The following is a 13831-nucleotide window of genomic DNA, read 5'->3' as shown; positions in this document are numbered from 1 at the left end:
TGTAGCAACATGGGCAGCCCCCTTGAACAATCGCCCTGGCGTGGCCGCTCGCCCGCTGCCTTTTGGGGTGGCAGCGCGCACCGGGACCAGCAACGCTTCCACCGCATCAGGCTGTGGCGCCGATGGCAGCCGCAACCCGATGACGATCATTACTGATCCTGCGCGGTGAATACGAAGGTCAGATTGCGCTGGAACACCGATTCAAACCCACGGTATGGCAATGGCTGGGCACTCAACACGGCCGCCTCGATCGAACGCTGACCGGCCTCGTCGTAGGGGCAGCCCGGCGCGACCTTGGCCTCCATCACGCTGCCGCCCGGCAACTGACGGATGTTGATCGTGCACTTCTGGCCCGGCGGCACCGACGGTGGGCGCACCCACTGCGCCAACACCTTCTGCTGGATCGCCGCCGCGTACTTGGCCGACAGATCGGTGCTGGTACCACCCTGCCCTGCGGTCGGCTGCGCGCTGGTCGCGGCCGCCGCAGAGGCCTGTTGCGCACGTGCGGCAGCAACCTGGCGCAGCTTTTGCTCGGCCAGCGCCATTTCCTTATCGGCTTGCGCGCGCTGACGACGGATGTCGGCGATCTTCTTCTGGCGTTCGGCGTCTTCGGCCGCCTGCTGCGCGGCCGCCTGCTTCTTCTTGGCGTCGGCTTCTTCCTGCTGCTTGGCCAGGCGCAACTTCTGCTCGGCCTCTTCCTGGCGTTTGCGCTCGGTCAGATCGATCTGCTCCTGACGGCGCTTGGCTTCCTGTTCCTGCTTGGCCTTTTCGGCGGAAATGGCCAATGCGTCGACCTGATCTTGGTCGACCTTGTCGGGCTGAGCGACACGCTCCTGTGCCTGCGCCTGCTGTGGCGTGGGCGCATCCTGCGGACGCGTCTCGGGAATCGGCTGCGGCGGTGGCACGCTGTCTTCCGGCGCGGGTTCGGGCAATGGCGCCGGCGGTGGCGGCGTTTCGACCGGCGTGGCCTTCAATGCCTGGCGTGCAACCCGCGCATCAGCGGCGGACACGTCCAGCGACGCCTCCATGCTGGGGTCGCCGGCGGCCGGTTCGACCGAGCGTTCAGGCGACCACAGCCAGCCGGCGATAAACACCAGCGCGACCAGCACGTGCACGACCAATGCCAGGACGACCGGTCGAAACCAGCCGTCATCGCGCGTCGTCTGCGTAGGGAGTGCGTCAGCGTGCATCGCTGCCTGCAGTGCCGCCGGAGTCGGAAATCAGGCCCACCTTCTCGACCTTGGCCTGCTTGAGCACATCGATGGCGTCCATGATCTTCTGGTACGACGCGGCGCGATCGCCTGCGACCACCACACGCGCATCCTTGTCTTGCGCCACGATGGCAGCCAGCTGCGCCTGCAGCGCGGCCACGTCCATCGCCTGCGGCTTGCCCTTGGGCAGTTGCAGGGCCAATTTGCCATCGGCGGCGACCACCACCACGACCGGGTCCTGCTTGCTCTCCAGCGCCTTGGCGCGCGAGCTGGGCAGACTGACGTCGGTGCTCAGGGTCAGCAATGGTGCGGTCACCATGAAGATGATCAGCAGCACCAGCATCACGTCGATATACGGCACGACGTTGATGTCGGATTTGAGCTTGCGCTTCTTACGGCGGGAAATACCGGAGATCATCGCGAAACGTTCCTAATTAGTCCTCGGCGCCGGCTGGCAGCGTGGTCGCACGGTGTCCGGGGAGGGAGCACCTGCACGTGGCGCTGCGCACCGACGCGACTGGCTCTCCCGACCACGTCCCGCGTAACGCGAGCGGGTGCGTGCCGGGAGCGCGCATCACTCGTCCGCGCCAGCCTGGCGCTGCAGGATGGAGCTGAACTCGTCGGCGAAGGTCTCGTAGCGCACCGACAGCCGTTCCACGCGGGTGGTAAAGCGGTTGTAGGCCCACACGGCGGGAATCGCCACGAACAGGCCGATGGCGGTGGCGAACAGCGCTTCGGAAATACCCGGTGCGACCGCAGCGATACCGGCCTGCTCGCCGCTGCTGACCATGTCGTGCATGGTCACCATGATGCCGAACACGGTGCCGACCAGGCCGACGTACGGCGCGGTGGAACCGATGTTGGCCAGCAGTTCGAGATTGCGCTCAAGCTGATCGACTTCGCGGGTGAAGGCGGTCCGCATGGCACGCTGCGCGCCTTCCAGCTGCACGCGTGCATCCAGACGACGACGGTCACGCAGACGTGAGAACTCGCGGAAGCCGCTTTCGAACATCGACTCCAGACCGCCGACGGTCCGGTTGCGGTCGGTTGCCGAGGCGTACAGCTTGGCCAGATCCGCACCGGACCAGAAGCGGTTTTCGAACTCGTCCGCCTCGCGATTGGCCTGCTTGAATGCACGCGCCTTGCGAAAAATGATCACCCAGCTGATGAACGAGCCGATCAGCAGCAGCAGCACGATGATCTTGACCGGGATACTGGCGCGCAGGATCAGGTCTACATAGTTGATGCTGCTGTTGTGCGCCACGCTGGCGGTCTGCGCCGCAGCAGCGGCGACGTCCTGCGGTAGTGCTTCCACTACCGTGTCCTGCAGGGCCAGGAGCAATGCAATCGACATCCGTTCGTTCCTCAGTAATCGGATTCTGTGGTTTCTGAAGCTTTCAACACGTCATACAGCGCATCGTCCATGCCACGCGGGCGGAAGTCGCTGGCATCCAGTGCGGCAATGCGCACCTCGGCGGTCAGCAGCACTTCGCCTTCGCGACGGACCGATTGCGCGAACAGCAGGCTGGCCCGTCTGCATCGCAGCAGCACCGCCGACACTGACAGCGCGTCGTCGAGCCGGGCCGGCTTGAGGAAATCCAATTGCATCGAGCGGACCGCAAACACCAGACCGTGGTCCTGGCGCATGCGCTCCTGCCCGTAACCGAGCGCGCGCATCCACTCCGTGCGCGCACGCTCCATGAAGGCGACGTAGCGCGCGTGGTAGACCACCCCGCCGGCGTCGGTATCTTCCCAGTAGACGCGTGTCGGCCAACTGAATATGGACGGGGAATCGGATGGGAATCGGGAATCGGTGGTCATGGGCAGCCGTTTCTGGTCGAGATGACCCACGTGGGCAGGCAAACAGCCATCAAAACAGGTCTCCCGGTTCGCCGATGCCCGGGGCGCGGTCGCGCGGCGGCTTCAGGCCCAGATGTAGATAGGCCTTGGTCGTGACCATGCGGCCGCGCGCGGTGCGGATCAGAAAGCCCTGCTGGATCAGATAGGGCTCGATCACGTCTTCCAGCGTACCGCGCTCCTCCGACAGCGAGGCAGCCAGCGATTCCACGCCGACCGGGCCGCCGTCGAAATGTTCGACGATGGTGCGCAACATGCGACGGTCGAGCTCGTCAAACCCTTCCGGGTCGACCTTGAGCATTTGCATGGCCGCCTGCGCCACCGGCAAATCGATATGCCCGGCCGCTTTGACCTGTGCGTAGTCGCGCACGCGCCGCAACAGCCGGTTGGCGATACGCGGGGTACCGCGTGCGCGGCGTGCGATTTCCGCGGCACCTTCGGGCGTGCAGTCGATGCCCAGGATCGCCGCCGAGCGGATCACGATGCGGGTGAGCTCTGCGGGCGAATAGAACTCCAGCCGCTGCACGATGCCGAAGCGGTCGCGCAGTGGCGCGGTCAGCAAGCCGGCACGCGTGGTGGCGCCGATCAGGGTGAACGGCGGCAGATCGATCTTGATCGACCGCGCGGCCGGGCCGTCGCCGATCATGATGTCGATCTGGAAATCTTCCATCGCCGGATACAACACTTCTTCCACCACCGGCGAGAGGCGATGGATTTCGTCGATGAACAACACATCGTGCGGCTGCAGGTTGGTCAGCAGCGCGGCCAGATCGCCGGCCTTTTCGATCACCGGGCCGGAGGTAACGCGCAGGCTCACGCCCAACTCGTTGGCGATCACGTGGCTGAGTGTGGTCTTGCCCAAGCCGGGCGGGCCGAAGATCAATACATGATCCATCGCCTCGCCGCGCGCCTTGGCCGCCTGGATGTAGATCGCCATCTGCTCGCGCACCGGCTGTTGGCCGAGATAATCGGCCAAGCGCTTGGGGCGAATGCTCGCATCGGCGGCATCGTCTTCGCGGGTGGAGCTGCTGGCGATGATGCGCTGTTCGGTCATCCCGCCATCTTCGCATGCCGCGCGCGGGCGGCGCAGCATCTAGCAATCAAGATCGGCCTGCCGCAGCACGCTGAAGAACGCGTCGAAGCTCGGCGCGCGCCAGGTCGGGACCAGTCCCTCCCAGCGATCGAAATACACGATCAGGCGACGGTCGTCGCCACCGGCGGCCAGACCGGCAAATGCGTCATCGCGGCAGTCCTCACGCGCGCGCACCTGGGCGAAGGAAAACAATTCCGCACTGCCAAGCAGGCGTGCACGCGGGATCAGCCATTCGGCCTTGAGCCAGTTGCCCGGTTCCTCAAGCGACTGACCACGGGCCATCTGCACCGCGCCGCCGTCATGGCGCGCATACAGGCTGCGCAGCCACGCCGGCAGACGCACCTCGAGCCGCGCTTGCGCGGCGGCGATGGCGGCCTCGCTCGCCGGTACGCGCCCGAGATTCAGCGCTTCGTCCCAGAACGTTTCCAGCGTCGGTGCGCGGCCGTAGACCATCCATCTGAGCGCGGCCACGTTCAGATCTCCACTTGCGCGCCCAGTTCGACCAGGCGATTACCGGGGATGCGGAAGAAGCCGGTGGCCGGGGCGGCATTGCGATGCATCAGCGCGAACAGCTTGTCGCGCCAGATCGGCATGCCGCGATTGGCGCTGGCCACAATGGTTTCGCGGCTGGCGAAATAGGTGGTGTCCATCGGATCGAAATAGATCCCACCCTGGTCGCAGGAGCGCATGAGTGCCAGTGGCACGTCCGGGGTCTCCATGAAACCGAAACGCACATGCACGCGGTAGAACTCGTCGCCAATCGCGTCGATCTGCAGCCGTTTGCCGGCGGCCGCGTACGGCACCTGCAGGGTCTCGACGGTCAGGAACACGTTGCGCTCGTGCAGCACCTTGTTGTGCTTGAGGTTGTGCATCAGCGCATGCGGCACCACCATCGGGTCGGCGGTGAGAAACACTGCCGTACCGGGCACACGCACGGGCGGCGCCAGCATCAGCCCTGGCAGGAAGGTATCGAGCTTGATGCCGTCCTTGCGAATCTCGTCGTGCAACAGCTTGCGGCCGCGGCGCCAGGTACGCATCAGCGTGAACAGGATCAGGCCCAGCAGCAGAGGGAACCAGGCGCCGTCCAGGAATTTGATGATGTTGGCGTAGAAGAACGCGCAGTCCACTGCCAGGAACACCAGCGCGAACAGCCACAGCAGCGGCGTCGGCACGCGCGGATTGGCACGCGCATAGATGACCATCAACACGGTGGTGATCAGCATGGTCCCGGTCACCGAGACGCCGTAAGCGGTCGCCAGCGAGGCCGAGTCACCGAAACCGATCACCGCCACCGCCACCAGCGCCAGCAGGCACCAATTCACCGCTGGCACGTAGATCTGGCCGATGGTGGAGTGCGAGGTGTGGCGAATGTGCATGCGCGGGATGTAACCCAGCTGCATGGCCTGGCTGGCCACCGAATAGGCGCCGGTAATCAGCGCCTGCGAGGCGATCACCGTGGCCGCGGTAGCCAGCACAATCATCGGGTACAGGGCCCACTCGGGCACTGCTTCGTAAAACGGATTGCTGACCGCAGCGGGATCGCGCAGCACCAGTGCGCCCTGCCCCAGGTAGGTCAGGGTCAGCATCGGCAACACCACGAACTGCCAGGAACGACGGATCGCCTTGGCGCCGAAGTGGCCCATGTCCGCGTATAGCGCCTCGCCGCCGGTCACTGCCAGCACCACCGCGCCGAGCACGAACACCGCATGCCAGTTGTGTTCGGCGAAGAAACGCACACCCCACCACGGGTTCAGCGCATGCAGTACTTCTGGTGCGCGCGCCATGTTGTAGACGCCGATCGCGCCCAACGCGAAGAACCAGACCAGGGTGATCGGCCCGAACGCCTTGCCCACACGCTCGGTGCCGTAGCGCTGGGCCAGGAACAGCATGCTCAGCACCACCAGGGTGATCGGCACGACGAACGGTTCGAGCTTGGGCGCGGCCACCTCCAGGCCTTCCACCGCCGACAGCACCGAGATGGCCGGGGTGATGACGCCGTCGCCGAAGAACAGCGAGGCACCGAAGATGCCGAGGATGCCGACCACATACATCGAGCGCGAACCGCCAGGCAGCGTGCGTTGCGCCAGCGCGGTGAGCGCCATGATGCCGCCCTCGCCGTCGTTATCGGCGCGCATGATCACGGTGACGTATTTGAGCGTGACCACCAGCATCAGCGCCCAGAACACCAGCGACAGGATGCCCAGCACGGTGTCGTGGTCCGGGGTCAACCCGTAGTGCGGCGAAAACGCCTCCTTCAGGGTGTACAGCGGGCTGGTACCGATATCGCCGAAGACGACGCCGATTGCGCCGATGACCAAGGCGGTTTGGCTGTTGGCGGGCGCGTGACCGGCGCCGGCTGCTGGTGTAGGGGTGTGGGACATTAGGTGAGCAGTTTTCGCCAGACAGCGTGAAGAAGATGAGGGACACAGCGCCTGCCAACGGCATCTGCGATAACGGCGCAGGCTACCAACGTACGGGCGGGCCACGGGCAAGGATGCGCAGTGTACGAGCCGCCCCAGCCGATTCCGAGTGCCGGCCGCGCCCGCTTGGCGGCGGTACAGTGATGTGGGGCTGCGCTCAACGCAGCGCGGCTTGCAGCGCCTTGCGAATGACGGTGGCCACTTCGTCGCCTTCTGCCCCGGCCTCGCGCGCCATGCGGGCGGCTTCGGCCGGCTTGTAGCCCAGCTGCTGCAAGGCCACGGTGGCTTCGGAGATAGCGTCCGGCCCCAGCTGACCGGTGATCGGCGCGCCGCTGCTGAAGTCGGCCGCGCGGTCGCGCAACTCCACCACCATGCGCTCGGCAGTCTTCTTGCCGATGCCAGGGATGCGGGTCAACGCGGTGATGTCGCCGCTGGTGATCAGGCGGGCGAATTCGTCCACGGTCACGCCAGAGAGCACCGCCAGCGCGATTTTGGCGCCGATGCCGGTGACCTTCTGCACGTCGCGGAACAGCCGTCGCTCGCCTTCGCGCAGAAAGCCGTACAGCGACACGCTGTCTTCCTTTTGCGCGTAATGGGTAAACAGGATCACGTCGCGACCGACATCGGGCAGGTCGTAGAAGGTGCTCATCGGCGCCTCCAGCTCATACCCCACCCCGCCCACGTCGATCACCAGCCACGGCGGCTGCTTGTAGGCCAGCAGCCCGCGCAGGCGGCCGATCATTGGGCACCGCCTTGGCGATGCCGGGATTGGGGAATCGGGAATGGGGAATGGCAACAGCGCGCGCTGCTGTGGACTCTGCGTCTGCAATTCCCGATTCCCGACTCCCGATTCCCGATTCTCATTTCTTGCGGCTCCAGGCCTGTTGGGTATTGACGCCCAAGCGTTGCGCAGTCGCGCGCACGTGGGCGTGAGTGATGGCGACCGCTAATGCGTCGGCGGCGTCGGGCTGCAGCTTGCCTTTCAAGTTAAGCATGATGCCGACCATGTGCTGCACCTGCACCTTGTCCGCGCCGCCTTTGCCGACCAGCGCCAGCTTGACCTCGGTGGCCGCGTACTCGTGCACCGGCAGATCGCGCATGACGACCGCGCAGATTGCCGCGCCGCGCGCGTGGCCGAGCTTGAGCGCCGAAGCGGCACTCTTGCCCATGAACACTTTTTCGATCGCCACCTCATCCGGCCGGTAGGTCTCGATCAGCTCGCCCAGCCCGTGCAGCAGGCGCTTGAGCCGCTGCGAGAAATCGCCCTCGCCCAGCAGCAGCAGCGGCGCGTGGTGCACATGCCGACTGCGACCGCCCTCGTCGATGTCGATGATGCCGATGCCGGTGCGCTGCGAACCGGGATCGATGCCCAGGATGCGGGTCATCGAGCGGCCGGGAATGGGGAGTTGGGAATCGGGAATGGGGAGAGCTGCCTCCTGGCTTGCCCGGAGACACTGGGCGGTGCCAGATGCGGCTTGTTCAATTCCCGATTCTCCATTCCCGATTCCCGGCGCTTACGCGCCGAGCGCCGCTTGATCGACGTTCGAATAGACGTCCTGGACATCGTCCAGGTCTTCGAGCATGTCGAGCAGCTTGCGGACCTGCACGGCGGTGTCGCCGTCGACGGCGATGTCGTTTTCCGCGCGGAAGGTGATCTCGGCGTGGGCCGGCTCCAGGCCGGCGGCGGCCAGCGCGTCCCTGACCTGGGCGAAGGCGTCCGGGGCGGTGAGCACGTCGATGGCGCCGTCTTCCGGATATACCACCACGTCGTCGGCACCGGCTTCGATGGCCGCGTCGGTGAGGGTGTCCTCATCGCTACCGGCGGCAAAGCTGAGCACGCCCAGGCGCTTGAACATGAAAGCCACCGAGCCCTCGGTGCCCATGTTGCCGCCGCATTTGCTGAAGGCATGGCGCACGTCGGCCACGGTACGCACACGGTTGTCGGTCAGGCAGTCCACGATCACCGCCACGCCGCCGGGCGCGTAGCCCTCGTAGCGGACTTCTTCGTATTCCACGCCTTCCAGCTCGCCGGTGGACTTCTTGATGGCGCGTTCGATCACGTCCTTGGACATGTTCGCCGACAGGCCCTTGTCCATGGCCGTGCGCAGGCGCGGGTTGTTGGACGGATCGCCACCGCCAGCGCGCGCGGCAACGCTGATCTCGCGGATGATCTTGGTGAACATCTTGCCGCGTTTGGCGTCGGAGGCGTTCTTGCGGCCTTCGATCGAGGGGCCTCTACCCATGGGTGGTTCCAGACTGGCTTGGATGACAGGGCGCGGATTTTACCTGATTGCCTGCCCTCACCGGGGCTACAACATCCGCCAGCGCATGTTCACGAACGAAAGCGGCCGGTGCGCAGGAAGGCCAGCGCCTGGGCGGCGGCCTCGGGCGAGCGCAACAGGCCGCTGTGGCTGGCCTGCACCACGCAGTGGTCGCGCAGCCCGGACAAACGGGTTTCGGCCAACGCGACCGTGCCGTCCGAGCCCTCGGCCAGCGGCGCCAGCCAGCGACCGACGCCGCGCGGCACGCACCCGGCCACCTGACCGATCTCGGCCGGCCCGTCCCAGCGCGCAACCCCTTGCTGCAGCAGGGCGGCACTGCGGCCCATCGCCCAGACGCCGCCGCGCCGCGCCAGCCCGCGCGCGGCGGCGCTGCCGCACAGGGGCGAGCCCAGGCAGACCACGCGACGCACCGGCAGGTCGGGGGCCTCGCACAAGGCCTGCAAGGCCATCAGCCCACCCAGGCTGTGGCAGACCAGCAATTGCGCGCGGCTGGTGCGCAGGCGTTCGATCAAGCGCGGCAAGGCCTGCGCCGGCCCGCCGAGCACGCTGGCATAGCCGAACAGCGCGGGCGCCAGCCCAGCGGCGCGCATCCGCCGCGCGAGCGGGAACAGCCAGTGCGCGGTATTCCAGATGCCGTGCACCAGCAACACGTCGGCGGTGGCGGCGACCGCGTGCTTGCGCGGACTGCGCCGGGGAATGACCGGGATGGCGGACGATGGGCTGGACAAAGGCGTAGTTACCGGGATGGGAGGCGGACGTCAGGCGCGTGTCTGAGGCGCGCACGCGCTGCCGGGAACATGGCTGGTGCCGATAGCGCGCATGCGCTGCGCCGATCTTGCGGCAAGCGCCGCATTACTTCGTGCGGGCGCCGGGCTCAGTCGACCGCAACGATCGGCTTGCGGCGCAGGATGAACTCGCGGTCGACGATCTTGCCGACCGGAAAGTCGTATTCGCCGACCTTTTCGAAGCCGTAGCGGGCGTAGAAGCGCTGCGCGCCGAAATTCTCCGACCACACACCGATCCACAGGGTGCGTGGGCCGTCGCGTTCGAGCCATTCCAGTGTGGTTTCGAACAGACGGCTGCCCCAGCCGCTGCTCTGGTAGTCCTTCAACAGATACAGGCGCTTGAGTTCTCCATCGCCGGGGCGGACCTCATCGTGCGGCAGGCCGCACGGGCCGGCAGCGGCGTGGCCGACCAGCAGGTTGTCCAGCTCCAGCAACCAGATCGCGTAGTCCGGATGCGCCAGCACGATGCGCGCGAGCTCTACGGCATAGGTCTCTTCCAGAAAACCATGCAGATCTTCTTGCGGATACAGATGCCCGAAGGTTTCGGTAAAGGTCTGTGCGGCCAGAAGCGACAGCGCTTCGGCATCGTCCGGCGTGGCGCGGCGAATGTGGGTCATGCGGGCCCCTCTGGCAAGTCGACGGGGCAGCTTCTCGCATGCGGCGGCGCTGCTGCAAGTGGGAATCGGAAATCGGAAATCGGAAATCGGAAATCATGTTGGCTATCGCGCACTGATGCGCATGCCCAACTGCGGGTCTGAGCACCAGGAGGCCCCAGCACCCTGTGCGCCGGCGTATTGCTCGCGCAAAGAAAGCGGACTGCATCGCATGTTGGCGCCTGCGCACAGTTCCTGCACAACCGCCAAGGTTCCAGGAAAGCGTAATGCGTGATTGACTGGGGGACGCACCTGCTGTGCGCCACGCTGCCCATGCAGCCTTCGATCCGGGCGTTGAGCGCAGCGCAGAGTAGCTAAGCAACGCCTTTCCCAAAATGTTGCTCGCTGCGCATAAACAACACGGCCACGCGCTGGGCGTGGCCGTGTTCGAAGGCAGGTCAGACCTGCTTGGGGCGCACCTGCACGTGCACTTCGGCCAGTTGGTCTGCGGCGATCGGCGACGGCGCGTCGGTCATCAGGTCCTGCGCACCGGTGGTCTTGGGGAAGGGGATCACGTCGCGGATGGACTCGGTGCCGGCCATCAGCGCGGCGATGCGGTCGATGCCGAAGGCGATACCGCCGTGCGGCGGTGCGCCGTAGTTGAGCGCATCCAGCAGGAAGCCGAACTTGGCACGCGCCTCTTCTGCGCCGATGCCGAGCAGCTCGAACACCGCGCTCTGCATGTCCGGGCGGTGGATACGGATCGAGCCGCCGCCGATTTCATTGCCGTTGAGCACCATGTCGTAACCGCGCGAGACCGCCGTGCGGGCGTTGGCGCGCAGGTCGGCGATGTCGTCCACCGCCGGCGCAGTAAAGGGGTGATGCAGAGCGACGTAACGCTGCGCTTCGTCGTCCCACTCGAACATCGGGAAGTCGGTGACCCACAGCGGCGCCCAGCCATCGGCGATCAGCTTGAAGTCCTTGCCGGCCTTCAACCGCAGCGCGCCCATGAAGTCGGACACCTTGGTGTAGCCGCCGGCACCGAAGAACACGATGTCGCCGTTGCCGGCACCCACGTGCTTGAGCAGCGCGGCAAAGGCCTCTTCGGAGAAGAACTTGGCGATCGGCGAGCTGACTTCGCCGGTCTCCGACAGCTTGATGTAGGCCAGGCCCTTGGCGCCGTACTTGGCGGCATGCGCGGCGTACTCGTCGATCTGCTTGCGCGACAAGCTGGCGCCACCGGGGATGCGCAGCGCCGCCACGCGGCCGTCGGCATCGTTGGCAGCGGCGGTGAACACCGGGAATTCGCTGGACTTGACCAGCTCGGCCACGTCGACCAGTTCCAGCGCGATGCGCAGGTCCGGCTTGTCCGAGCCGTAGCGACGCATCGCCTCGGCCCAGGTCATGCGCGGGAATTGCGCGGCCAGCTCGACATCCACCACTTCGGCGAAGATGGCGCGGATCATGTCTTCGACGAAATCCTGCACGTCGCGCTCGCGCACGAAGGCAAATTCCATGTCGAGCTGGGTGAATTCCAGCTGGCGGTCGGCGCGCAGCGCTTCGTCGCGGAAGCAGCGCGCGATCTGGTAGTAGCGGTCGAAGCCGGCCACCATCAGGATCTGCTTGAACAGCTGCGGGCTCTGCGGCAAGGCGTAGAACTCGCCCGGATGCATGCGCGCCGGCACCAGGAAGTCGCGTGCGCCTTCCGGGGTGGCCTTGGTCAGGATCGGGGTTTCGATGTCCTGGAAATCGCGTGCGTCCAGGTGCCGGCGCAGCGCCTGCACCAGCTTGATGCGGGTGCGCTGCATGCGCTGCATTTCCGGGCGACGCAGGTCCAGATAGCGGTACTTCAGGCGGGTTTCTTCGCCCGGATTTTCGTGCGCATGGAACGGCAGTGGCGCAGCCTTGTTGAGAATGCTGATGCGGGTGGCGATCACTTCGACCTTGCCGGTGCGCAGCTTGTCGTTGACCGCATGGCGCGCGCGCACCACACCTTCGACCTGCAACACGTCCTCGTAGCCCAGGCTGGCGGCCACCTTGAACAGCTCTGCGCTGGCGTCGTCGCCGGCCACCGGTTCCACCGTCACCTGCACGATGCCTTCGTGGTCGCGCAGGTCGATGAAGCACACCCCGCCCAGGTTACGGGCCACGTCGGTCCAGCCGGCGAGAGTGACGGTTTGGCCGATCAAGGTCTCGTCGACCAGGCCGCAGAAGTGGGTACGCATCGAAAGCTCCGCTGAAAACCCGACACAGGACAGCGCCGGAAAGCCGGATATTCTGGGGCCGGCGGGCGGCAGGAGCAAATGCGCAGGCGCTCACCGGCGCTTAAGTCAGCGCCCGGCTGAATAGGCGCCACGCCCCTTCTGCACCAAGGACGACACGATGCTGCGCACTGCCCTGCTGCTCTCCGGCTTCGGCCTGATCACCCTGACCGGCGCGCTTGCCGGCGCCACCGCCAGCGCGCAGGAACGCGGCTGGGACGGCCCCAGCATCACCTGCTCCAGCAACGACAACCGCCGCCGCGAGTGCGATACCCCATTCCGCGGCCGCGCCGTGCTGGTGGAAAACATCTCCGGCACACGCTGTATCGAAGGCCGTAACTGGGGCAGCGATCGCGGCCGGATCTGGGTGGACAATGGCTGTCGCGGTCGCTTTGTCGAAGGCCGCAACGGCGGCTGGGGCGGCGGCAATGGCCCAGGTGGTGGCTTCGGCGGGGTCACTGGGACGGTACGCTGCGAAAGCAATGACCAGCGCCAGAAAATCTGCGACACCAGCTGGCGCCGCGCCATGTTGGTGCGCCAGCTTTCCAACACGCCCTGCGTGGAAGGCCGCAACTGGCGCCAGGAAGGTGGCCGGATCTGGGTGGACGACGGTTGCCGGGGCGAATTTGCACAGGCCCGCAGTGGCGGTGGCTGGGATCGCGGCGACGGCGGCCGCGACGATCGCCCGCGCGGCGACTATTCGGTGACCTGCAGCAGCGACGACCGCCGCCTGCGAACCTGCGATTGGGACGTGCGCGCCGGCCGCCCGGTGCTGACCCGCCAGTTGTCGGACACCCGTTGCGAGGAAGGCCGCACCTGGGGATTCGACCCGCGCCGCTCCGCGGTCTGGGTCAACGATGGCTGCCGCGCACGGTTCGACGCGCGCTGAGCATTGCCGACGCGGGCGCGCCGATCAGCGTATGACCGGCACGCCTGCAGACACTGTCACACCACGCCGGATGCCGGCTTTGCGGCCGGTGCGGCAGGCGCCGCTGCGGGCTTGCTGTCGCTGGCCGCCGCCGGCTTGGCATCGCCGCCGGCGCTGCTGCTCTCGGTCAGGTTCTTCTTCCTTTCGCCTGCCGACTTGAAATCGGTCTCGTACCAGCCGCTGCCGGACAGGCGGAACGATGGCGCGGTGACCTGACGCTTGATGGTGGCCGCGGCGCAGGCCGGGCAGGTCTGCGGATCGGGGTCGGCCATCTTCTGCAGGCGGTCGAATGCGTGGCCGCAGGTGGTGCACTGGAACGCGTAGATGGGCATGACAAATCCGCTGAAGACGATGCAAGGGCGCAGATTCTAGACGGATGCGGGCGTGTCGGCGCAATGATC

The 13831-nt window shown here is 66.3% G+C and carries 14 protein-coding genes and 1 pseudogene; 1 reads left to right on the top strand and 14 read right to left on the bottom strand.

Features of this window, described 5'->3' with window-relative positions; genetic code table 11:
• Positions 1–149: 149 nt before the first annotated feature.
• The 13 genes and pseudogenes from tolA to aspS all read right to left on the bottom strand — a co-directional run bounded on the left by tolA (position 150) and on the right by aspS (position 12466).
• Complete coding sequence (gene tolA / locus M0D43_RS17140; RefSeq protein ID WP_252162336.1) at positions 150–1190, bottom strand: cell envelope integrity protein TolA; 1041 nt, start codon at positions 1188–1190, stop codon at positions 150–152.
• Positions 1180–1629 carry a protein TolR gene (tolR, locus tag M0D43_RS17135; RefSeq protein ID WP_252162335.1) on the bottom strand — a complete coding sequence of 150 codons (450 nt, stop codon included), beginning with the start codon at positions 1627–1629 and terminating at the stop codon, positions 1180–1182. Before tolR ends, tolA begins: the two co-directional genes overlap by 11 nt.
• Positions 1630–1785: 156 nt before the next feature.
• Entirely contained in the window at positions 1786–2565 is a 780-nt protein-coding gene (gene tolQ, locus M0D43_RS17130; RefSeq protein WP_003482569.1) for a protein TolQ, read from the bottom strand.
• Positions 2566–2576: 11 nt separating this feature from the next.
• Positions 2577–3032: a tol-pal system-associated acyl-CoA thioesterase gene (ybgC, locus tag M0D43_RS17125; protein WP_252162334.1), complete on the bottom strand. Its 456-nt coding sequence runs from the start codon at positions 3030–3032 to the stop codon at positions 2577–2579.
• A gap of 49 nt (positions 3033–3081) precedes the next feature.
• On the bottom strand, positions 3082–4122 hold the full coding sequence (ruvB, locus tag M0D43_RS17120; protein ID WP_260807399.1) for a Holliday junction branch migration DNA helicase RuvB: 1041 nt from the start codon (positions 4120–4122) through the stop codon (positions 3082–3084).
• A gap of 138 nt (positions 4123–4260) precedes the next feature.
• A pseudogene (locus M0D43_RS17115) lies at positions 4261–4632 on the bottom strand (SMI1/KNR4 family protein); the annotation flags it as partial.
• A gap of 2 nt (positions 4633–4634) precedes the next feature.
• Positions 4635–6542, bottom strand: a complete 1908-nt coding sequence (locus tag M0D43_RS17110) for a potassium transporter Kup (protein WP_101361807.1) — start codon at positions 6540–6542, stop codon at positions 4635–4637.
• A 196-nt stretch (positions 6543–6738) separates the two neighbouring features.
• The gene (gene ruvA / locus M0D43_RS17105) at positions 6739–7323 is read right to left on the bottom strand and encodes a Holliday junction branch migration protein RuvA (RefSeq protein ID WP_252162332.1); all 585 of its coding nucleotides are present in this window, start codon (positions 7321–7323) and stop codon (positions 6739–6741) included.
• A 118-nt stretch (positions 7324–7441) separates the two neighbouring features.
• Entirely contained in the window at positions 7442–7966 is a 525-nt protein-coding gene (gene ruvC, locus M0D43_RS17100) for a crossover junction endodeoxyribonuclease RuvC (protein ID WP_101361809.1), read from the bottom strand.
• A gap of 129 nt (positions 7967–8095) precedes the next feature.
• On the bottom strand, positions 8096–8824 hold the full coding sequence (locus M0D43_RS17095) for a YebC/PmpR family DNA-binding transcriptional regulator (RefSeq protein ID WP_252162331.1): 729 nt from the start codon (positions 8822–8824) through the stop codon (positions 8096–8098).
• An 89-nt stretch (positions 8825–8913) separates the two neighbouring features.
• Entirely contained in the window at positions 8914–9591 is a 678-nt protein-coding gene (locus M0D43_RS17090; RefSeq protein WP_260807397.1) for an alpha/beta hydrolase, read from the bottom strand.
• A gap of 146 nt (positions 9592–9737) precedes the next feature.
• Positions 9738–10265, bottom strand: coding sequence for a GNAT family N-acetyltransferase (locus M0D43_RS17085; RefSeq protein ID WP_252162330.1), 528 nt, complete (start codon positions 10263–10265; stop codon positions 9738–9740).
• A gap of 434 nt (positions 10266–10699) precedes the next feature.
• On the bottom strand, positions 10700–12466 hold the full coding sequence (gene aspS, locus M0D43_RS17080) for an aspartate--tRNA ligase (protein WP_252162329.1): 1767 nt from the start codon (positions 12464–12466) through the stop codon (positions 10700–10702).
• A 157-nt stretch (positions 12467–12623) separates the two neighbouring features.
• Between aspS and M0D43_RS17075 the strand changes: the two genes are divergently transcribed.
• The gene (locus M0D43_RS17075) at positions 12624–13391 is read left to right on the top strand and encodes a DUF3011 domain-containing protein (protein ID WP_252162328.1); all 768 of its coding nucleotides are present in this window, start codon (positions 12624–12626) and stop codon (positions 13389–13391) included.
• A gap of 56 nt (positions 13392–13447) precedes the next feature.
• On the opposite strand, the gene M0D43_RS17070 is transcribed toward M0D43_RS17075, so the two are convergent.
• A complete protein-coding gene (locus M0D43_RS17070) occupies positions 13448–13762 on the bottom strand; it encodes an FmdB family zinc ribbon protein (RefSeq protein ID WP_252162327.1) in 315 nt (104 codons plus the stop codon).
• Positions 13763–13831 lie beyond the last annotated feature (69 nt).

Source organism: Xanthomonas prunicola (assembly GCF_025266575.1).
Lineage (GTDB): Bacteria > Pseudomonadota > Gammaproteobacteria > Xanthomonadales > Xanthomonadaceae > Xanthomonas > Xanthomonas prunicola.
Note: the sequence above shows the minus strand (reverse complement) of the source record. Positions and strands in the feature narration are given on the sequence as shown.